19 protein-coding genes are annotated in these 21137 nt (G+C 61.6%); 6 read left to right on the plus strand and 13 right to left on the minus strand.

The window, feature by feature from the left end:
* Window positions 1–209: 209 nt before the first annotated feature.
* Window positions 210–4151: a PAS domain-containing protein gene (locus ACPWMG_RS11280; protein WP_483304732.1), complete on the plus strand. Its 3942-nt coding sequence runs from the start codon at window positions 210–212 to the stop codon at window positions 4149–4151.
* Between the two features lie 87 nt (window positions 4152–4238).
* On the opposite strand, the gene ACPWMG_RS11285 is transcribed toward ACPWMG_RS11280, so the two are convergent.
* The 5 genes from ACPWMG_RS11285 to ACPWMG_RS11305 all read right to left on the minus strand — a co-directional run bounded on the left by ACPWMG_RS11285 (window position 4239) and on the right by ACPWMG_RS11305 (window position 8151).
* Window positions 4239–5009: an amino acid ABC transporter ATP-binding protein gene (locus ACPWMG_RS11285; protein ID WP_483305231.1), complete on the minus strand. Its 771-nt coding sequence runs from the start codon at window positions 5007–5009 to the stop codon at window positions 4239–4241.
* Between the two features lie 7 nt (window positions 5010–5016).
* A complete protein-coding gene (locus ACPWMG_RS11290) occupies window positions 5017–5682 on the minus strand; it encodes an amino acid ABC transporter permease (RefSeq protein ID WP_483304733.1) in 666 nt (221 codons plus the stop codon).
* Window positions 5683–5704: 22 nt separating this feature from the next.
* Window positions 5705–6376 (minus strand): amino acid ABC transporter permease, encoded by a 672-nt coding sequence (locus tag ACPWMG_RS11295; RefSeq protein WP_483304734.1) that lies wholly within the window; start codon window positions 6374–6376, stop codon window positions 5705–5707.
* A 144-nt stretch (window positions 6377–6520) separates the two neighbouring features.
* Window positions 6521–7315, minus strand: a complete 795-nt coding sequence (locus ACPWMG_RS11300; RefSeq protein ID WP_483304735.1) for a transporter substrate-binding domain-containing protein — start codon at window positions 7313–7315, stop codon at window positions 6521–6523.
* Window positions 7312–8151 (minus strand): GntR family transcriptional regulator, encoded by an 840-nt coding sequence (locus ACPWMG_RS11305; RefSeq protein WP_483304736.1) that lies wholly within the window; start codon window positions 8149–8151, stop codon window positions 7312–7314. Before ACPWMG_RS11305 ends, ACPWMG_RS11300 begins: the two co-directional genes overlap by 4 nt.
* 365 nt (window positions 8152–8516) lie before the next feature.
* On the opposite strand from ACPWMG_RS11305, the gene ACPWMG_RS11310 reads away from it, so the two are divergent.
* On the plus strand, window positions 8517–10238 hold the full coding sequence (locus ACPWMG_RS11310; protein WP_483304737.1) for a long-chain fatty acid--CoA ligase: 1722 nt from the start codon (window positions 8517–8519) through the stop codon (window positions 10236–10238).
* Between the two features lie 108 nt (window positions 10239–10346).
* Window positions 10347–11981, plus strand: coding sequence for a S1/P1 nuclease (locus ACPWMG_RS11315; RefSeq protein WP_483304738.1), 1635 nt, complete (start codon window positions 10347–10349; stop codon window positions 11979–11981).
* Between the two features lie 19 nt (window positions 11982–12000).
* On the opposite strand, the gene ACPWMG_RS11320 is transcribed toward ACPWMG_RS11315, so the two are convergent.
* Complete coding sequence (locus ACPWMG_RS11320) at window positions 12001–12306, minus strand: NIPSNAP family protein (RefSeq protein WP_483304739.1); 306 nt, start codon at window positions 12304–12306, stop codon at window positions 12001–12003.
* Between the two features lie 175 nt (window positions 12307–12481).
* On the opposite strand from ACPWMG_RS11320, the gene ACPWMG_RS11325 reads away from it, so the two are divergent.
* From ACPWMG_RS11325 to ACPWMG_RS11335, 3 genes are all read left to right on the plus strand, one after another.
* Window positions 12482–12868, plus strand: coding sequence for a DUF4260 domain-containing protein (locus tag ACPWMG_RS11325; RefSeq protein WP_483304740.1), 387 nt, complete (start codon window positions 12482–12484; stop codon window positions 12866–12868).
* Window positions 12869–13005: 137 nt separating this feature from the next.
* Window positions 13006–13299, plus strand: coding sequence for a helix-turn-helix domain-containing protein (locus tag ACPWMG_RS11330; protein ID WP_483304741.1), 294 nt, complete (start codon window positions 13006–13008; stop codon window positions 13297–13299).
* Window positions 13300–13319: 20 nt separating this feature from the next.
* The gene (locus ACPWMG_RS11335) at window positions 13320–14675 is read left to right on the plus strand and encodes a HipA domain-containing protein (RefSeq protein WP_483304742.1); all 1356 of its coding nucleotides are present in this window, start codon (window positions 13320–13322) and stop codon (window positions 14673–14675) included.
* A 2-nt stretch (window positions 14676–14677) separates the two neighbouring features.
* On the opposite strand, the gene ACPWMG_RS11340 is transcribed toward ACPWMG_RS11335, so the two are convergent.
* The 7 genes from ACPWMG_RS11340 to ACPWMG_RS11370 all read right to left on the minus strand — a co-directional run bounded on the left by ACPWMG_RS11340 (window position 14678) and on the right by ACPWMG_RS11370 (window position 20835).
* Complete coding sequence (locus ACPWMG_RS11340) at window positions 14678–15955, minus strand: hypothetical protein (RefSeq protein WP_483304743.1); 1278 nt, start codon at window positions 15953–15955, stop codon at window positions 14678–14680.
* A 13-nt stretch (window positions 15956–15968) separates the two neighbouring features.
* Window positions 15969–16571 carry a restriction endonuclease gene (locus ACPWMG_RS11345; protein WP_483304744.1) on the minus strand — a complete coding sequence of 201 codons (603 nt, stop codon included), beginning with the start codon at window positions 16569–16571 and terminating at the stop codon, window positions 15969–15971.
* Window positions 16568–17878 (minus strand): hypothetical protein, encoded by a 1311-nt coding sequence (locus ACPWMG_RS11350; protein WP_483304745.1) that lies wholly within the window; start codon window positions 17876–17878, stop codon window positions 16568–16570. The genes ACPWMG_RS11345 and ACPWMG_RS11350 overlap by 4 nt, the downstream gene beginning before the upstream one ends.
* 31 nt (window positions 17879–17909) lie before the next feature.
* Window positions 17910–18668, minus strand: a complete 759-nt coding sequence (locus tag ACPWMG_RS11355) for a hypothetical protein (protein ID WP_483304746.1) — start codon at window positions 18666–18668, stop codon at window positions 17910–17912.
* Between the two features lie 23 nt (window positions 18669–18691).
* Entirely contained in the window at window positions 18692–19267 is a 576-nt protein-coding gene (locus ACPWMG_RS11360; protein WP_483304747.1) for a hypothetical protein, read from the minus strand.
* On the minus strand, window positions 19264–19542 hold the full coding sequence (locus tag ACPWMG_RS11365) for a DnaJ domain-containing protein (protein ID WP_483304748.1): 279 nt from the start codon (window positions 19540–19542) through the stop codon (window positions 19264–19266). The genes ACPWMG_RS11360 and ACPWMG_RS11365 overlap by 4 nt, the downstream gene beginning before the upstream one ends.
* Before the next feature lie 231 nt (window positions 19543–19773).
* On the minus strand, window positions 19774–20835 hold the full coding sequence (locus ACPWMG_RS11370) for an NADP-dependent oxidoreductase (protein ID WP_483304749.1): 1062 nt from the start codon (window positions 20833–20835) through the stop codon (window positions 19774–19776).
* Window positions 20836–21137 lie beyond the last annotated feature (302 nt).

Here is a 21137-nt window from a genome sequence, read left to right on the forward strand (position 1 = left end):
TAAGTTCTCGTTGACGACCCTGCTGCAAGCTGTTAATTTTGTTTCATTCATCCGCTTCAATGTTGGGGTTTCTTGCGCATCTGCTGTCAGATTCCCTTTGTCGCTATGCGACGCTGTGGCGCCCTGCATCGGGTGGGCCGTGCGGTGTTCGTGACCTCCTTCGCCTTGCTTGAACGCGGCCACTTTGCATCGGCCAACAATTGATGACCATGCCATCTTCATTCGATGCTCTCGGCTCTACCTTCGCATCACCCTGGCGATGGATTGGCCCGGTCGTGGCGGTGGGTGTTGTGGCCACCAGTTTTGGCGTATGGACCACCTACACCGATTTTCATCGGCACCGCGAGCAAGCGGCGGGGCGCATTCAGTCGGTCGCTGCATTGCGTGCCGCGCAGGTGGAAAACTGGTTGGAGCGGCAAGTCAATGTGGCCAACTTTTTGACGGAGAGCATTCCCTACGCTGACCTGTTTGTGCGTTGGCAGGATAGGGGCGACCAAGATGCCGGTGCGCTGTTGCTTTCGCGTCTGATTAAATTGCGCAAAGCCAACGATGAAGACAGTGTGCTGTTGCTGGACGCCAACGGCATGGTTTTGGCGCGCGAGCATCCATCCAGAAATGCGCTTTCAACAGAACTGCAAAAAGCGGTGAAGCGGGCGTACGAGAGCAGAAGCTCGGTCTTGACGCCGATCTACCGTTATGAGGGCGACCCACAGCCAGTGCGCATGGATGTGGTGATTCCTTTGCTGAAAACCGGAACGCCCGTGCGTGGGGCCATTGTGCTGAGACTGAACCCCGAGCGCAGCTTGTTCCCGCTGCTGACCAGTTGGCCTATTCCAAGTCAGAGCGGCGAGTCCATTCTGTGGCGTGGCAGCGGCAACCAGATGACCATCCTCAGCGAGACGCGTGGCGTGCCGGACGCTGCGGGCACGCTAGGCTCGCCGCTCAAGGGTGTCGAGAAACTCTCCACTGCGACCCCTTCGACGCAAAAGCCCGTGCTGTCAGCCGTCCATGTCGAGGCGGACTATCGCGGAGAGGCTGTCATGGCCAGTATCCGGTCCATCAGCGGCACGGATTGGCAACTGGTCTCCAAGATGGATCTGGAGGAGGTTGACGAACTCACATGGCAGCGCGCGCGCTGGACGTTTGTGGCCGCATTGCTGGTGACCCTGCTGATGGGGCTTGTCAGCTGGTTGTGGATACAGCGCTATGGCGCGAAGGCGGACAAAGCGCGCCTTAAAACCTTGGGGTTGCTGGAAGCCATTACCACGAGCACCAGTGACGCCATCTATGCCAAAGATCTCGAAGGTCGGTTCATCTACTACAACCGAGCCGCCGCCGAGTTGTCGGGCAGGGAGCCTGACCAGGTGATTGGCCGCACAAGCGAGCAGATTTTTGGCGAGGCCATTGGCAAACGGCTGTCCGCACACGACCAGCGCGTGCTGCAAAGCCGCAAGCCACTGGTGTTTGAGGAGCAGGTGATGGCGGGTGGGCGGAGCATATTCATCCACTCCACCAAGTCGCCCCTCTTTGATGCGGATGGCCGTATTGTGGGCATCGTCGGGATGTCCAGAGACATGAGTGAAGCCAAGTCGGCAGAACGCGCTGTGCGAGAGGGTGATGCCCGCTACCGCAGCATTGTCGATGTGTTGACCGAAGGCATCTTGATGTCGGCTCCCGACGGTACAGCCCTGGCATGCAATGCGGCGGGGGAGAAGATCCTGGGCGTCCGCGAAGAAGAGTGGCGTGGCGGGCCGGTGGTGCCGCCAGGCTGGTTTGCCACCTTTGTCGATGGGCGGCCCATGCGGCCCGAGGAAACACCTGCGGGGCGTGTCACGATGGGCGAGCCCGCAGTGCGCGATTTCCTCATGGCGATGAACAGCCCGCAGGGCGTCAAGACCTTCTTTGAAGTGAATTCGCAGCCCATCCTCAGCCCCGAGACGGGTGAACTGCTGTCGATCGTCACATCGTTCTCTGACGTGACCCAGCGCTTGAACATGGAGGCTGATCTGGAGCGGCACCGCCACGAGCTGGAGCTGCTGGTGGCGGCGCGCACGTCGGAACTGCGTGTGGCCAACCTGGAGTTGGAGAACGCCGCACGCTTCAACCGCGCGTTGACCGATGCCATGCCAGGCCGCATTGGCTTTTGGGACACCAACATGCGCTGCCAGTTTGCCAACCCGAGCTACGCACAGTTCTTGGGATTGACGTTGGATCAACTGATCGGGCGGCATGCCCGCGACGCGTTTGGCGAGGCGTTTTTTGAGGCCAACGTCAACACCCGCATGCAGGCCGCGCTGCGCGGTGAGCCGCAGCACTTTGAGCACCAGTTCACGCGTGATGGCGAAAGCCAGGTGTACAAAGTTCAATATGTACCCGAGTGTGATGCCGATGGTGCCGTGACCGGGGTGCTGATCATGTCGTTTGACATCTCTGAGCTGAAGCAGGCGGCCGAAGCGCTGCGCCTGACAAACGACGCGCTCGAAGTCTCCCGCGACCGCGCTGAAACTGCCAGCCGCGCCAAGAGTGCCTTCTTGGCCAACATGAGCCACGAGATCCGCACTCCCATGAACGCCATTCTGGGATTGACGCATTTGCTCAAACGCGAAACCAGCAATCCGCAACATACCGACCGCCTCGACAAGATCAGCGTGGCGGCCAACCATTTGCTGCAAATCATCAACGACATCCTCGACCTGTCGAAGATCGAAGCGGGCAAGCTCAAGCTGGAAGAGCAGCGCTTTCCCCTCAAGACCACGCTGCAATCGGCGGTGTCCTTGGTGCGTGAGAGTGCGGCGCAAAAGGGGCTGGAGTTGCGCGTGATGCTGGGGGAGCTGCCCGAGACGGTGTTGGGCGACCCCACCAGGCTCTCGCAAATTGTCATCAACCTGTTGACCAATGGCATCAAGTTCACCGATACAGGCTACGTGCGTATCCAGGCCGATGTCGTGCAGGGAACGCCTACGCGGGTGCAATTGCGGCTGGAGGTGGCCGACACCGGCATTGGCATCGAGCCCGAGCGCCAGGCCGAGTTGTTCAATGCCTTCGAGCAGGCCGACGTTTCCACCACGCGCCGCTTTGGTGGTACGGGGCTTGGGCTTTCGCTGGTGCGCATGTTGGCGCGTGCCATGGGGGGAGACGCAGGCGTCAAAAGCGAGTCGGGCGCGGGCAGCACGTTCTGGGTCACGCTGTGGCTGGCGCGTGCCGAAGAGCTGGTACCTGCTGCACCCGCTCCGTCGGGGGTGAATCGGCGCTTGGGCAAGCGCATGGGCTCCGAAGACCGTCCCCCGTTGAACGACGTGGCGGCGAGCTTGCGCGACCAGCATGCGGGGCGGCGTGTGTTGCTGGTGGAAGACAACCCCGTGAACCAGGAGGTTGCACAGGATCTGCTGCGCTTGGTGGACTTGGCGGTGGACACTGCGGACAACGGCGTGATCGCGGTGGAGATGGTTTCCCGTCATACCTACGACCTGGTGTTGATGGATGTGCAGATGCCGGAGATGGACGGCCTGATTGCCACCCGGACCATCCGCTTGGCCGGGCATGATGCACATGCCCTGCCTATCGTGGCCATGACGGCCAACGCCTTCGCTGAAGACCGCGATGCTTGCCTCAGCGCGGGGATGAACGACTTCCTGACCAAGCCCGTCAATCCCAGTACGCTGTATGAAGCCTTGCTGCGGTGGTTGCCGACTGAGGCGAACGACCATGGTGTAGATGAGCCGCCATCGGCCGCCGAGGCCCCCATGCCCAAACAAAGTTTCATGGAGCGATTGGCGCTCAGCGGCACGGTCGACGTGTCAGTCGCCCTGCAGCAAGTGGGCGGGCGCGAGCAGATGCTGCAAAAAGTGATCCGGCGCTTTGCACAAACTTACGCCAATGGTGTCCCCGCACTGCTGCAACAACAAGCCTCAGACGAAGAAACCGTCAAGGCCTGGGCATCGATCTGCCATTCGCTGGAGGGTGCCTGTGCAGCGGTCGGTGCGACCAAACTCTACGCCGAAATTGTGGCCCTGGCGAAGACACTGCAGGCCCCTTTGCCAGCAGCAAGCGTCGCGCAGGCGCGGGTGCTGCAGGAGCAGTTGATTGACGTTGCCGAGCGTTTGGCCGAAATGGCGACGCTGGACGAGGCGCCCCGGCTCGCCAAGGCGTGACAGGCGTCAGGGGCGACGCGATCGATGAGACCGCTTGTGCTCCCCGTGCCAGCAAGTGTCCTACCGATATGGCACTAAGGCTGAGACTCAGTCGTGCAGCGATGACAAGAACTGCTTCAACTCTACCGTTTGCGGATTGCCAAACAGCTCGGCGGGCGGGCCCATCTCGTGCACGCGGCCTTGGTGCATGAAGATCACGCGGTCGCTGACCTTGCGCGCAAAACTCATTTCGTGCGTCACCATCAGCAGTGTCATGCCTTCATCGGCCAGGCCTTCCACCACGCGCAGCACTTCACCCACCAACTCGGGGTCGAGAGCGGAGGTGATTTCGTCGCACAGCAGCACGGCCGGTTCCATGGCCAGCGCGCGCGCAATCGCCACGCGTTGTTGTTGGCCCCCGGAGAGTTGGTCTGGCCAGGCGTCGATCTTCTCAGCCAGGCCCACACGGGCCAGCAGGCGACGCGCTTGTTCGATGCCGGCGCTGTCGGCTTGTTTCTTCACCAGCTTGGGCGCCAACATCACGTTCTGGCCCACGGTCAAATGGGGGAACAGGTTGAAGCCCTGGAAGATCATGCCCACGCGCTGGCGCAGTTCGCGCATGGCCATGGCGCTCTCGTACAGCAGCGGTTTGTCGTCGACGCGCAGGGCGCCTTCTTGAAACACCTCCAGCCCGTTGATGCAGCGCAGCAGCGTGCTTTTGCCCGAGCCGCTTTTGCCGATGATGGCGATGACCTCGCCGCGCTTCACGTCCAGGTCGATGCCCTTCAACACCTCGTTGGTGCCGTAGGACTTGCGCAGCGCAGTGATGCGCACGATGGTGTCGCCAAGCTTGTCGGCAGCCTGGGCGACTGCGGCCATTTCGGGATTAGTTGCGGGCTGCATGCATCTTCCTTTCGAGCGACTTGGCGTAAAAACTGACGGGGAAACACAGAACGAAATACATCAAAGCCACAAAGCTATAGATCAGGAAAGGCTTGAACGTGGCGTTGGCGATCATGGTGCCGGCCTTGGTGAGTTCAATGAAACCAATGACCGAGGCCAGCGCCGTACCCTTGATGACTTGCACCAGAAAGCCGACGGTTGGCGGGATGGCGATCTTGATCGCTTGCGGCAAGATGATGTGGCGCATCTGCTCTGAAAAATTCAGCGCCAGGCTGCCCGAGGCTTCCCACTGGCCTTTGGGAATGGCCGCCACACAACCGCGCCAAATTTCGGTGAGGTAGGCGCTGGTGTAGAGCGTGAGGGCGAGCGCGGCAGACACCCAGGCCGAGGTGTTGAAGCCAAACAGCGCCAAGCCAAAGTAGGCCAGGAACAGTTGCATCAGCAGCGGTGTGCCTTGAAAAACTTGCACGTAGCCAGAGACGAAGGCCGAGATGGCCGGGCCCATGCCGCGTGCCGGGGCCAGGCGCAGCATCAGCAGCAACATACCGACGATGCCGCCGCCGATGAAGGCGATGAGTGAGAGGCTTACCGTCCAGCGCGCTGCCATGAGCAAGTTGCGCACGATGTCCCAGATGGCGAAGTCAACCATGGTCAATCCTTATGTAAGCAGCTTATCGGCCGTAGACAAAACGGGGGCCGATCCAGTTCAGCAGTCGACGTACGCCCATCGCCAAAGCCAGGTAAATCAACGTGGCAATGATGAAAGCTTCGAACGCGCGGAAGTTGCGGCTCTGGATCAGGTTGGCGGCGTAGCTCAGCTCTTGTGTGGAGATTTGTCCGCACACCGCCGAGCCCAGCATCACGATGATGATTTGGCTCACCAGCGACGGCCAGATCTTCTTCATGGCCGGTGGCAGCACCACGCGGGTGAAGACCTGCACACGGTTCAGCGCCAGACTCACGGCGGCTTCAATCTGGCCCTTGGGCGTGGCGTCGATACCCGCGCGGATGATCTCGGTGGAGTAGGCGGCGAGGTTGATCACCATCGCCAGAATCGAGGCGACTTCGGGCGACAGCTTGAAGCCCATGGCGGGCAGCCCGAAGAAGATGAAGAACAACTGCACGATGAACGGCGTGTTGCGGATCAACTCCACGTAAATCGACACCAGCCACTGCAGCCACTTGGGCGCACGCGTTTCGCGGCTGCGTACCCAGGCACAGGCAATGCCCAACACCAGGCCAATGACGGTGGCAATCAATGTCAGCAATAAGGTCCAGCCCACGCCCTTCAGAAGCAAGGGCCACTGGCTCAGGATGGCGGAAAAGTCGAAAGCGATTTTCATGGCGATGTTGTCCGTTGTCGCGAGTGGCGGGGCTGGGGGCTCAATTTCGTTGCCAGATCAGGCGTGAACGCGAAGACGAGCGCGGCCATTACTTTCGTAAGGCAAGCGAAGTCGACAAAGTGCACGTCTGATCTGGCAGCGAAATTACAGAGGCAGGTCGCCTGCAGGGCGGCCCAGCCACTTGTTGGCCATCTTGTCGATTTCGCCGCTCTTCTTCGCGTCCACAATGATCTCGTTGACCTTCAAGCGCAGCTTGTCTTCGCCCTTGGCCACGCCGATGAAGTTAGGCGAGTCTTTCAGCAACAGCTTGTATTCGGTGTTGAGCTGTGGGTTCTTTGCCATCATGCTGCCGGCCACCGACGCGCCCGTGGCGATCAGTTGCACCTGGCCCGACACGAAGGACGACACGGTGACGTTGTTGTCTTCAAAACGCTTCACGTCGGTGCCGGCGGGGGCCAGCTTGGCGAGTTCCTGGTCTTCCATGGCGCCACGGGTCACGCCCACGGTCTTGCCGTTCAGGTCAGCCCAGCTCTTGATGGCCATGTTCTTGGGGCCGAACACGGCTTGGAAGAAGGGCGAGTAAGCAGCGGTGAAGTCGATGACTTTCTCGCGCTCGGGGTTCTTGCCTAGCGTGGAGATCACCAGGTCGGCCTTCTTGGTCTGCAAGTATGGGATGCGGTTGGCGCTGGTGACGGGGGCCAGTTCCAGTTCCACACCCAGCTTGGTGGCGATGAGTTTGGCCATGTCGATGTCCAGGCCTTGAGGCTTCAAGTCGGTGCCGACGAAGCCGTAAGGTGGGTAGTCGGTGGGGATGGCGATGGTGATCTTTTTGGCCTTGAGCACGTCGTCCAACGCGGTTTGTGCCATGGCGCTGCCGGCGGCGCCGAGCAGGGCCAATGCGGCGATGGCGGTGGAGAGGTGGCGTTTCGAACGGTTCATAACAAAGCTCCTAGGTAGGTGGATGGGTCGTCGTCGGTAGAGGAAATAGCGGGGGCAGGGGGCTGCTTGCTGCGTTTGCCGTTGGCTGCAGGTTTCAACTTGCTTGCGCCAGTCGTTCCGTTAGCGCTGTTCAGCAAGTCCTGTGCCTTGTCTGCTGATCGGGGTTGTTTGCCCACCGGCGCCAAGGCGTGGCGCAGTTCGGCCAGCGGGTCGGTGCTAGGCGCCAGGCGCAGCGCGTCTTGCACGGTGCCGATGTGGTCGCGCATCAGTTGCTCGGCGAGCGCCATGTCGCCACGCTCCAGTGCGGCGACGATTTGGACGTGTTCTTCGCATGACTGCGCCGCGTTGTGCGACGACTGGTACAGCATGGCGATGAGCGTGGTGCGCGCGGTGAAGTCGCGCAGCGTGTCGGCCAGCAAGCTGTTGCCCAGGCATTCGGCCAGGCACACATGAAAGTCGCCCAGCAGGTAGCTGCGTGCGCCCACGTCGTCGCTGGCGAGCGCGGCTTTCTCGCGGCTCAGGTGTTGCTTCAGGCGCTTGATGGCGGGCTTGCCCACGGTGGGCAGCGTGCGGATCAGGCCGGTCTCGATCACGCGGCGCGCCTCAAACGCTTCGCGTGCTTCTTCCTGTGAAGGTTCGATCACATACCAACCGCGCCGTGCACTCACGGTGACGATGCCGCGTGCGGCCAGCCGTGTGAGCGCCTCGCGCACGACGGTGCGGCTGCAATCAAATAGAAGTGCCAGCGGCTGCTCGCCCAGGCGTGCGCCGGGGGCAAGCTTCTGCGCCATCACCGCTTCGATGATGCGTTCGCTGATTTCTGCTGCTGTGGTCATACCAGCTCAGTACGCACAAGCCGTGCCAACTGATATACAAGATTGATGCACTCATTCGGTTCATTTGCGTGAGCATCAGCACAAGGTTGCACCAAGCATGTGTGGCAAGGGCAGGGCGTTGCGAAACGTGCACCAAGATGTGTGTTGATGTTTCCATAGTGAAATGCCGTGCTCCTAAAACAGAAGCTGCCTACGCATATTCGGTAAGCGCTAAGCCCTTATTTGGCTTAAAGCCTGAACAAAGGTGACAGGTGTGCGGGCTGCCCCGGCTAGGCAGTTGCGGCTGCCTTCCGTATGCTGCGTGGAGATTGCTTAGAGCGCCCGAGCTTGTTGTGAAGGGCCGCCACCCCTCAGGAGACAAACCCATGTCCGTTGCCGCCCCGGCCTCTGCCGAACGTGCCCACTTCCGCTTCTGGCCCAGCCGCCTGCCACACCAGATCACCGTGCCCGCCACCTCGCTGTGGGACAACCTGGCCACCAGCGCGCGCCGCTACCCGCACAAGCCCGCGTTGGTGTTCTTCGGCAGCGTGATCACGTACGCAGAGTTGGTGACGCAGGCCGAGCGCCTAGCCAGCCACTTGGCCGCCATGGGCGTGCAGCGTGGCGATCGCGTGTTGCTCAACATGCAGAACTGCCCGCAACTGGTGGTGGCGCACTTCGCCATTCTGCGGGCCAACGCGGTGGTGGTGCCGGTCAACCCGATGAATCGCACCGAGGAGTTGAAGCACTACATCCTCGACCCCGAAGCCAAGCTCGCCATCACCACGGCCGACCTCGCGCCCGCGTTACTGCAAGCCAACGATGCGCTGCCGCCCAACCAGCGCCTGGTGCACCTGGTGGTGACACGCTACACCGATGCGTTTGATGCGAATGTGACCGGCGACAACGCCCCGGCTGCCGCGTGGCGTGAATGGCTGACCGCCGCGCCCAACTTGCCGGAGGCTCCCAGCGCGCAAATCCACACCTGGCGCGCGCTGATGGCCAATGCCTCGGTGCAGGCGCCTACGCTCACCGTCGGCCCCGAAGACCTGGCGCTGCTGCCCTACACCAGCGGCACCACCGGCCTGCCCAAGGGCTGCATGCACCGCCACGCCAGCATCATGCACAACGCCGTGGCCAGTGCCGTGTGGGGCGCGTGCACATCCGAGAACATGACGCTGGCCGTCATTCCCATGTTCCACGTCACCGGCATGATCAGCATGCTCCACTGCAACATCTACTGCGGTGCCACCATCGTCATCATGCCGCGCTGGGACCGCGAGCTGGCCGGCCGCTTGATCTCGCAGTGGCGTGTGACGCACTGGACCAACATCCCCACCATGGTGGTCGACCTGCTCGCCAGCCCCAACATGGCGCAGTTTGATTTGTCCAGCCTGGTCTACATCGGCGGCGGCGGCGCGGCCATGCCGCAAGCCGTGGCACAGCGCCTGCTGGAGCAATACGGCCTGCGCTATAACGAAGGCTATGGCTTGACGGAGACGGCCGCGCCATCGCACAGCAACCCCTTTGAACACCCGCACCAGCAGTGCCTGGGCATTCCGTTCATGGGCGTTGATTCGCGCGTGGTTGACCCCGAGACGCTGCAAGAAATGCCGGTAGGCGAGGCGGGTGAAATCATCACCCATGGCCCGCAGGTGTTCCACGGCTACTGGAGGCGGCCGGAAGCCACCGAGGCCGCGTTTGTGCAGATCGACGGCAAACGTTTCTTCCGCACCGGCGACCTCGGCCGTGTTGATGCCGATGGCTTCTTCTACCTGACCGACCGTCTGAAACGCATGATCAACGCCAGCGGCTACAAGGTGTGGCCCGCCGAGGTGGAGGCGTTGATGTTCCGCCACCCCGCCGTACAAGAAGCGTGTGTGATCTCCACGCGCGACAGCTACCGCGGCGAAAGCGTCAAAGCCGTGGTGGTGCTGCGTGCCAGCCACAAAGGCCAGCTGACCGAGCAGGAGTTCATCGCCTGGTGCCGCGAAAACATGGCCGTCTACAAAGCGCCGTGCCACGTGGCGTTTGTCGATGCGCTGCCCAAGAGCGGGGCAGGCAAAGTGATGTGGCGCACGCTGCAAGAGGCGGAGAACGCGGCCTAGGCTGCTGCGGGTTGCACAGCCGCAACGGCCTGGCAAAGATGCGCAACTTCGCCACCGGAGTGGCGCCCCTGGGGCTAATATTTGGCCCACAAAATCCAGGGAGCGCTCATGAAACTTGCCGCAGTGTCTGCAGCTGTCCTCGCCGTTGGCGTCTGCACCAACGTACAAGCTTTTGGCACCGAGGGCCACGCGCTTATCGCCAACATGGCCCAAGCCCACTTGGTGCCCGCCGCCAAAGCCGAGGTGCTGCGCCTGCTGGCGCTTGAAAACGCCAAGAGCCTGGAAGACGTGGCGTCATGGGCCGACGCCTACCGCAACAGCCATCCCGAGACCGGCCCCGCGCACTACGTCAACGTGCCGCTGTCCGAGCAAACCTATGGGGAAGACCGCGACTGCCACGGTGACAAAGACAACCAGCGCGTGCCCGAGCTGACCTGCATCGTCGCCAAGCTTGCCGACGCTACCCGCGTGCTGGCCGACCGCAAAAGGCCCGATACCGAGCGGCTGGAAGCGCTGAAGTGGGTGACGCATCTGGTGGGCGATGTGCACCAGCCCCTGCACGTTACCGACAACCAAGACCGTGGCGGCAACCTGGTGGCCTTTGCGTATTCAGAGCGCGCGAAGAACCTGCACGCCGTGTGGGACAGCGGGCTCATCGACAAACACTACGGCTGGACGCCCGGCGCCGACTATTCTTACGACCGCGACGCCGTGCAAAAGGCCGCCGACCAGATGGATGCCGCCATCACCCCCGAGCAGCGCCGCGCCTGGGCGCCTCAATACAACGCACGTGAATCGGATGTGGTGCAGTGGGTCAACCAAACCCACCTGCTGGCCGCAGCCGCCTACATCAACGTGCCACCGGTCAAAGACGAGGCTTCGCTGGCGCGCTACCAGGCCAGCTTTTGGCCGCTAGCCCAAGAGCAACTGCAGAAAGCCGGTGTGCGCCTCAGCGCGGTGTTGAACCTGGCACTGGCCTCGGGCGACCGCTGCCCCAATGTGCCCGGCATGGCCTTCTACGCCGGTCCCTACGGCGGCACCGAAGACAAACTCAGCCCCGACGACGTGGCGCTTGACGCCTACTGCGCCAACCTGTTCAAGAAAACCAGGTACCCGAACGGCTTCGTCGGCGTGTACGGCAGCTCGCGCATTGGCGAGGCCAGCACCAACAAAGACCCGGCCATCGCCGCCGCCAACAATGCGCTCTACAGCGGCGTGCGTGCCTTCGCTGAAAAGTGGACGCGCCAGTATGGCGGCAAGCTGCCCATCCTCACTGGCGCCGGCCCCGGCTTGATGGAAGCCGCCAGCCGTGGCGCCACAGAAGCCGGTGGCCCCAGCATCGGCTACACCACTTACTACGACCCCAAGCACGACCCGCTGGTCGCCTTCTGGCCGTATAAAGGACAAACCATCACCAGCGACGGCCTGATATTCACCAGCGTCGCTATGCGCGAAAGCGCCATGCTGGCGCACTCCGCCGTCATCATCATCGGCCCCGGCGGCACCGGCACCGAGTGGGAAATCTTCCAGGCGATTGAAACCTTGAAGAGCAACCAGCTCACGCCCGTGCCGGTCTTCCTGATCGGCAGCAAAGCCACCCACTGGGCCACCTTCTACGCGCTGGTCGACGACATGGTGGTGCGCGGCACGCTACGCCGGGAGGAGGTTTACAGCCGGGTCACGCACGTGGAGAACGTGGATGAGTTGTTTGAGGCGGTGCGGGCGCGGGTGAACTTGAAATAGTGTTCAAGCTGTCAGTGCCTTACTCAAACACCGGCCGAAAGAACGTGCGCTCGTAGCTCAAGATGCAGCGCGTTTCTTCGGCGTATTTGAATGCCGCCAGGCATTCAGCGTCGCTGAACGACTTGGTGCGGTACTCCTCGTACGCAGCCAAAGACGGGAACGAGAACGAAGCCAGCGCAATGTTGTTTGCACCTTCTGACGGCAGCAAGTAGCCATGGTGAATGCCGCCAAACTTCTTCACCAGCGGAATCCACACTTTGCCGTAGTGCTCAAATTCTTTGAGCTTGAAGGGGTCGATGACATAACGCAGGTGGCAGGTGATCATGTTGTTTCCTTGTTGAGAAATGGATGGTAGCGAAGGCCCGCTGAAGGACCACTGTCTTCGCAGATATTGCAGCCGTTCTCACGGTTGTTACGTGGTCTGTGTTGAATTGCGAATGCAAGCTTTCTACAGTCCCTCCCTTCTGTAGATCACCTGGTATTGAACACATATGACAGGCATGACGACGGGCGGCGTACGAACCACGTTGCGACTTGAGGGACTTTGCGTTTTTCTAGCCTCACTGGCTTGTTATCAACAGTATGGCCAGGGATGGGGCGTGTTTGCCCTCTGGTTTTTCTTGCCCGACCTTTCACTCGCAGGCTTTCTGGCGGGTGCTCGTATTGGCGCCATCAGCTACAACACAGCGCATTCATATGTCGGTGCCGTGATCTGCCTCGCTGTGGGAGTGCTGCTCGTCAAGCCATTGCTGTTGACGGCAGGGCTGATCTGGTGTGCACACATTGGGTTCGATCGGGCACTGGGTTATGGGCTCAAGTATTCACAAGGCTTTGGCTTCACGCATTTGAAAGTGATTGGCCGAAAAATGGATACAGGAGCCAACTAGTGCGATAGGCTCAATGTCTATAGTTCTGTTTTGGCGGAATTAAATAGGCGTCGTAACGATGATGATTAAAAATTCGGTATGACGGAACTATTTGATTTTTCAATTCAAACTGCCATAATTCCGTCAAGGCGAAACAAATGGCGCGCACACTTCCCATTCCCAATGAACAGACTTCACCCTTGGTGCGCTCGCTGAGCGACTTGGGTGAATTGGTGCGCAACCAGCGTGCGCGCCATCGCATGCGGATTGACGATGCGGCTGCGCTGAGTCATGTGTCGGCCGATGTGTTGTCGCGGCTGGAGAACGGCAAACCCGTCACACTCGACAAACTGATGAACGTGCTCGACGGTCTGGGGCTGCGCATGGTGGTGGTGCCAGCGCGTGATGTGCCGCTTTTGGCGTCGGCGTTGGAGCCGGACAGCGCCCCGTAAGCGCCCTGGTGAGCCCTCCAATGGACGACTACGCTCTCGATGTTTACGCTGGTGCTCCGCATGTCGGAACCTTGCGTTTTGATCCACAGACCGATGGTTTTGCTTTTGCCTACGAGCCCGACTGGGTGCGTAGCACTACGGGTTTCCCGCTGTCGCCCCATTTGCCTTTGAGCGGCGCACCGGCCGCTTCTGGCGTGGTGAAGCGTTTTGTCGAAAACCTGTTGCCGGAGGGCTCGGCGTTGGATGTAGCCTCGCGCTACGCCAACATCATGAAGAACAATATCTTTGGGCTGATCCGCCACCTGGGGCGTGAAACGGCGGGCGCGCTGAGCTTTGTGCCCGCAGGTCAAAAGCCGCCAACCGCACCGACCGCTGAGCGTCGAGCCATTCCCTACGCGGAGCTAGAGCGCCGCATCCAGGAGCGGCTGCAGCAGCCGTTCACGGTGTGGGACGGCAAGGTGCGAATGTCGGTGGCGGGCTTTCAAGACAAGCTGCTGGTGTTCGTCGAAGGTGGCGAACTGTTTCTGGCCAATGGCGCTTTGGCGTCCACCCATATCCTGAAGCCCGAGCCGCTGAGCACGAGCATGCCTTGCATGGTGGCCAACGAACACTTCTGCATGCAACTGACCAACCGTATCAGCCAAGTGCGATTTGGCGAACCGCATGCAGCCGAGGTGCAGATCCTGCGGGTGCCGTCGCCGGTGCTGTTGGTCAAACGTTTTGACCGCCATTGGCTCGGCGCATCCAGCATCGAAGGCGAACATGTAGAACGTTTTCACATCATCGATGGTTGCCAGGCGCTGGACATGTCCGTGCAGGCCAAGTACGAGCGCAACATGGGCAGCGGCGAAGATGTGCAGCACATTCGTGATGGGGTCAGCTTCGAAAAACTGATGGCCGTGCGCCCTTTGCTGGAAGAGCCGGCGGTGGGCATGCAACGGCTGGTGCTGTGGGCCTTCACCACGCTGCTCTTGGGCAATAGCGACGCCCATGGCAAAAACATCTCGTTCTACTGCCGCCGAGGCGGCTTGGCGGTGGCTGAGTTGTATGACTTAGTGAGTGTGGTGCAGTACGAGAACGTGCACCACGATTTGGCCATGGCGTTTGGCGATGCGTTCAAGCTGAGTGAGGTGCTTGCTTTTTCACTGGCCGATTTTTGCGAGCGTGCCGGCATTCCACGCCCCTACTTTGCACGCGAGATCAAACGCCTGTGCGACATTGCGCGCGCGCAAGCCCCGCAACAAGCGCAAGATGCTGTGTACCAAGACGACGAACGTGGCTTTGTGCAAGGCATCGCTGATTTTGTGGTGAAGCGCGCGAGTGCGTTGCATGCCATGGCTGGCGATGTGCCGATGTTTCGCAAACACCATTTCTAACTTCACTCCAAGCGATACAGCGGCAACGCCCCAATCCGCTCTTCAATCACCGCACGCAGCCGTTGCGCTGCAGGCCCGTCCACGCTGCCGAAGCGGCGCGCGAAGTCGGCTTGTTGCATGTCTTCGGGCAGGTCGTCTACCGGCGGCAGCAAGACGGCCGGGCCTTGCGCCATCAGTTGCTGCATGCGGCGGGCGCCAGCCAAGGTGTCGGTGGCCTGTTCGCCCAGGCGGGTGCCAGCGCGATCGGCGGCGAGGTCGTTGAACGAGAAGCCGCTGCCGCCGCGTGAGTCGTTGATTTCTTTGTATAGGCCCACGGCGTCGGCCAATGGGGTTCCGGCCACGGCCGCCAGGGCGGCAGATACGGTGAAGTGCTGGGCGCTGTCGCCGCGTCCGTTCAGGGTGATGGTGCGTGGACTTGGTTGCACCAGCGGTTCATTGGCGGGCAGCAAGGCGCTGAGCGCTTCGCCGTTGACGGCCATCGCCAGGGCGATGAGGGCGGCGCGGTTCTCTGCGATGGCTTGGACGTCGTCGCTGCTGCGCACGGCGGCATAGGCCAGCAAGGGCGGCAGCAGAGTGTCGAGCGTAGTCAAAGATTTTGCTGAGGATGTGGCCAACCACTCACCATAGGCCTTGACGCGGGCCTGGTCTTCGGCAAACCAGCGGGTGGTGCCCATGGCGTCGGGTGGCAAGCCTTGCCAGGTGTAGGCCACCTGCAGCGTTGTGGGGCTGGCTTGCACTTGCGTGATGCTGTCGAGCAGGGCGCTGAGGGTGCGCGAGTTGTCGCGTAACTGCTCTACCGCGAACGCCAGCAGCGCGTTGGCGATGAACGATGGCACAGGCAAGCGACCCACTTGCAGTCGGGTGATGGACGCGTTGGCCTGTTCCAACTGCCATTCCATTTGCAGATTGAGGTAGGCGTTTTGCGCGCCAAAGGGCAGCGGAGGGAGCATCGTGGACGAGGTCCACGATGCGCCGCCGGAGTGCAATGTCAAGTGAGAGCTGGTGCGGCCAAAGCGTTGCGCCAGGTAACGTGCGGCCAAGTCGAGGTCGGCTTGCGAGACGGCAATTTCGCCCGGGCTACCCACGCGCAACCGGCGCGGGTCGTTGGCGTTGAACAGCGCCACGGCGCGCTCGATGTGCTCGGGCGTGAAGGCCACCGCTGGTGGCGCCACGCGTGGCTGTGTTTCGATGGCGAGGAATAGCGCTACAGCCCCGGCCAGCGCAGAAGCGATGAACGCGGCGCCGCAGAACGCCAGAACCCAGGCCCACCCGCGCCGCATGTCTTTTGGACGGTCAGCGTGCGGCAGCAGCCGTGGCCGGGGCGGTCGGCAGCGGCATCAACAACAGCGCCAGGTTTTCACCTTGCGCCACTTTGATGCCGTGCTCGCGCGCATACGCGGCGGCGGCTTCAGAGAAGGTGCCCAGCGTGAGGATCTGACAAGCGCTGACGTCTTGCTTTTGGCGCGCAGCCACCAGTTCGCGCAGGCCTTCGATGCCCACCGACGCGGCTTTCCAACGCTTGCCGCTGACAAGTGTGGTGGCACCGGCCTTGTGGATCGAGAAGTCGGCAGCCGTACCACTCAAACGCGTGACGGTGTAACCGTGGCGTTGAAAAGCCGATTCCACCGCGTTGGCAAAGTCGCGCCAGGGCATGGCGGCCAGGGCTTCCATGGTGTTGGCCACGCGGGTGGGGCTGGGTGCGCGCAATTGGCGCCAGGCGGCCATCACACCGATGACGATGAACGGCGCCGAGCCCATGGCGCCGAACTCGAAGTAGGGCGAGGGCAGCAACATGCGCGCGGCCACGATGAAGAACGCGGCCACGACAAAACTGATCCACCACGGCGAGCGCAGCAGAATGGCAAACAGCGAGCGTTCGGCCATTTTGAGTTTCATGCTTTGCTCCCTGCCTTAGTGGTCTTCGTGGTTTTAGCCGCCACCTTCTTGGCGGGCTTTTTATCGTTTTCGGTGATGTTGGCGTGGCGCATCAAGGTGCTCATGGCTTCGGTCAATTTGGTGTCGCGTTCGTCCATCAGGTCGCGCTGCGCTTCTTCAATGAAGGCGGTCCACAGGCGCTGGTAGTCGTCGTGGTTTTCGTGCGGCGCGTAGTCGTGGATGAAGGCGCGTGCGGGCTCAGCGTCAAAGCCGTTTTTACGCAGGCGGCGCACCAGGGTACCGGCGGCCGATTCGGTGAGGATGGTCTTGCGCGTCACGCCTGCGGTGATGCACAAGAACAGCGTGATCAACGAGCTGTCGTCGGTGTGACGCTGGGTGAGCTTGACCCATTGGTCGGACACGGCGCGGTCGAAGTTGCTGATGTCTTCGATGTCTTCGTCCGTCCAGTAGTAGCGGCCCATGAAGCCCACGGCTTGCTGGAACAGTTTACGTACCTTTACGCTGCTGTCCAGAATCTTCGGCAGGTCTTCCAGCGCCATGGTGCGGCCGAGGGCTTCGACCGTGGCGCGGTGCTCGGCGGGCAAGCCGGCGGGAATGCTCAGGCGCACGGTTTTGCCGGCGGCGTGTTGCTTGCGCAGCAGTTCCACAGCCGATTCAAACTGCGGCCAGTTGGGCATGTGCTGGCGCGCGGCGGCGTGCATCAACAGGCCGGTGCGGATCAACGCATCGGCGTCGGTCTGGGCGTCTTTCAACTCGCGGCGCGCCACGCCGAGCTTTTGCGCAAACCAGTAACCGGCTTCCATGCGCTCTTCAATGACCGTGCGCTCGGCCAGTGCCGCGCGGTAGTCGGCCAGGCTGCGCAGCGACCACTTGGCCAGCAGCGGAATGTGGTCGTCGGTGAACGTGCCGCTTTCCTGCATGCTGAGGTGGGTGTGGTCGGGCATGGTGATGAGCGCACGCAGCATGTCCGAGCCGCCTTTGGAGCGCGACAGCAGCGTGTGGTCGCGCAGCGAAATGGCGGCCTGGTTGATGTCGCCGTCGTGGGTTTCTTCGAGGAACAGGCTCACCATGTTGACGATGCGGGTGCGCGCCAACTCCAGGTCCGGTCGCAAAAACTCGGTGCCGAAGTAGCGCGCAATCTGCACCATGCCCTTGGCGGCCTCTTGGTGCATGGCTTCCAGGCGGGCGGGTGTGATGATGCCGGTCTGGATGCCGTGGCGCAGCGCTTTCTCGAAGTACTGGCTGTGGTCGAAAAGCGAGACCGCGTGCGCGGTGCTGGCGTTGTTTGCGGAGTCTGTCGTGGACATGGGCGCGGTGCGGTTCCTGGTCTGTTGGCGACTAAATTGCGGATTCTTCGTCCGAGTCGACGGCGCGTTTCTTCGTGCCTTCGCCCTTGCCGTGCGAGTCGCGGCTGTGGTCGTGGTCGGGGCCGAGTTCATCGTCCTCGCCTTCGTGTTCACCTTCTTGCTCAGCGTTGTAGGCCTTGAAGCGGGCGCGCAGAATGGTCAGAACTTCGATCAGGATGTCTGGGCACTCGGCGCGCAGCAGCCAGCTGAATTCCTGCCAGTCGTGGTCGATGATTTCGTCCAGGTCGACACGCGACTTGGTGTACACGGCGGCGATCATGTTGGCTTCAGACAGCAGCGAGCCATCGTCTTCCATGGTGTCGAAAGTGCCGGTGCGCACAAAGCTCTCCACACGCGTCCAGTGCTCCAGCAGGTAGTCGGCCAGGGCGTCGCAGCCGCCGTCGAGCTCGCCAATGGTGCGCAAGAACTCTACCGGGTCGTGATCCTCGCGGAAGATGACCGAGTTGATCATGCCGCGCAGGTGGGTGTGCGTCAGGTCTTTGTATTGCTTTTCAATGACCACGGCGCGCGCAAACTGCTGTGGGGTGACCAGCAGGTTGATCACCGACTCTTTGGAGCTGTCGTACTCGCGGATCACGGCCAGCAGGTCTTTGGCGGGGAACGTATCCAGCGCGGCGACCAGCGCCTGATCGCCTTCTTCGTCAGCCATGGCCACCAGGGCCGATTCGGCGCCCACGATGTCGCCGGCCAGGATCAGACTTTGGGCTTTGATAAGAGCGGGGTAGTGCATGCGTATCCCTTTCGATTTCGGAATTATTCTTTGCGGTCAAAACCTTGGTCGGACAGCCAATCCGCACCGGCTTCTTCCAGGTCGGGCTTGGCGGCGTCGCTGTCGTTCAGCTCGTCGTTGTCGCCGTCCGAGTCGGCGCCGTGGTCGCCGCCTTCTTCGATGTCGTCCTCGTCTTTTTCTTCCTCAGAAGCGCGTGCGGCGGCTTCAGGGTCGGCGCGGGTGTACAGATACTCCAGCACGGCGGCCACACACAGGAAGCGGTCGCCACCGTCTTCTTGCAACACGCGCGCAATCATGGGTTGCGCCCAGGCGACTGGCACGGCGACCTGGCTCACGGCTTTCCAGCCGGGCAGGGCGTCGGGTTGCAGCGTAGCGAACTGGTCCATCTTGGCGCTGGAGTTGAAGCGGAAACCCTGGTGGAAGGCCGCGGCCAGCATCTCGGGGCTGTCTTCCATCATCAGCACCAGAAAGTCGAGTTGGCTGCGTTTTTCGCGCAGGCGTTTTTCCAGGATGTTTTTGCCTTCGGAGTCGGAAACGAGGTCGTTGATTTCGGCGTCGTAGGCGTTGCTGTGGTCAGCGAAGTAGCGGGAGAGTCTCATTTCAGGACTTCTTTCATATAGTTTTGCCAGATCTCGTGGGCGGTGTCGATGGGGCTGTCGAGCAGGCCGCGGCGGCGGTTGTCGTCGTAGGTCTTGCGCTTGTCTTCGTCCGACAAAACGTCGTAGGCGCTTTGCACTTCGCGAAAGCGTTGGGCCGCGTCGGGCGAAGGGTTGCGGTCCGGGTGGGTCTGCGCGGCTTTTTGGCGAAAGGCTTTTTTGATGTCGGCAAGCGTCGCGTCGCTTGCCAGCCCCAGGGCCGCATAGTGGTCTTGCATGGTGTGTGTGGGTTGCTTCAGCTTTTGGCCGCCGAGGGCGTGCCAAACAGAGCAGCCATGAAGGCTGCTGGGTTGGAATCGCCACAAAAGGCGCAGTTCCGTGTAATTTTAACTGTTACCCCCATCTGCCCAGCGTTTGAGGGTTGAGCGGAGGGTTATGCATCAAATTGGCTGTTCACGCTACATGGAAAAGCGTGGGCAGCTACCTATTTGGTAGCGTTTGCGCAGATTTCAAGGAATACGCGTGCCGTCGTCTTCCGCCACCTGCAGCACCAGCTTGCCGAAGTTTTCGCCGGTGAACAGTTTGGTGAGGGCGGTGGGGAAGGTGGTCAGCCCGCGCTCCACGTGTTCGCGGCTCTTGATACGGCCGGTACGCAGGTGGCCCGCGAGTTCGGCCACGGCGATGGGGTAACGCTCGGCGTAGTCGAACACCACAATGCCTTCCATGCGCGCGCGGTTCACCAGCAGGCTGAGGTAGTTTTTCGGGCCTTGCACCGGCTCGGTGTTGTTGTATTGGCTGACCGCGCCGCAGATGATGACGCGCGCCTTGCGTGCCAGGCGGGCCAGCACGTCGTCCAGAATGTCGCCGCCCACATTGTCGAAGTACACGTCCACGCCTTTGCCGGCGTAGAGCTTCAGCCCGTCGCGGATGGCGCTGGGGCCGGCTTTGTAGTCGATGCAGCCGTCATAGCCCAATTCTTTGGTGACGAAGTCGCACTTGGCTTTGCCGCCGGCAATGCCGATCACGCGGCAGCCTTTGATTTTGGCCAACTGCCCTACGGTTTGGCCCACGGCACCGGCGGCGCCCGAGATCACCACAGTTTCACCCGGCTTGGGTTGGCCCACGTCCAGCAGGCCAAAGTAGCCGGTCATGCCCGGCATGCCGAGCACGTTGAGCCACTGGTTCAGCGTGCCGTGTTTCAGGTCGATGTGGGTGGGCGTGCCAGCTTTGATCGCCGACTCGGGAATGCTGGCGAACTCCTGCACACCCAGGGCGCCCGAGACGTGGTCGCCTACCGCGAAGCGCGGGTTTTGCGAGGCGATGACCCGGCCCACGCCGCCAGCGCGCATCACGTCGCCGATTTCGACTGGGGCGATGTAGCTCTTGCCCTCGTTCATCCAGCCGCGCATGGCGGGGTCGAGCGAAAGTGACAGGTTTTGCACCACGATGCCGCCGGGCTCGGGCGGCTGCACGGGCTCGGTCGTGTGCTGCCAGTTGCTGGCGTTGGGTTTGCCCACGGGGCGGGAGGCCAGGCGGATCTGGCGGTTGGAGAGCTGGGCGAGGTCAATCATAAAAGGCTCCTGAGCCTGGCTCGGATAAATTTGGGCCCACTCTTGGGTGGGCAATGGGGGCGACCACGGCATGGCCTGAAAGGTCGGCTTGAATGTCAGACTCAAGGCCAAACTCAAGGCGAAAAAGCCATTGTTCAGTTTATGAAATTGTTTCGGTTTGGGCAAACCGGATGTGGCCTGCAGCCACTGATTTTGTAGGACCACAACGGCTTGTCATCGTGCCGTCGTCACACGCTGCTTGAATTGGGGTACGCTGTGCCGCTGTTGGTTTTAGAGGCCAAAGCGTTATGAGCCAAAACAGC

It is taken from the genome of Hydrophilobacter chitinilyticus, from assembly GCF_049860745.1.
Classification (GTDB): Bacteria; Pseudomonadota; Gammaproteobacteria; order Burkholderiales; family Burkholderiaceae_C; genus Rhodoferax_B.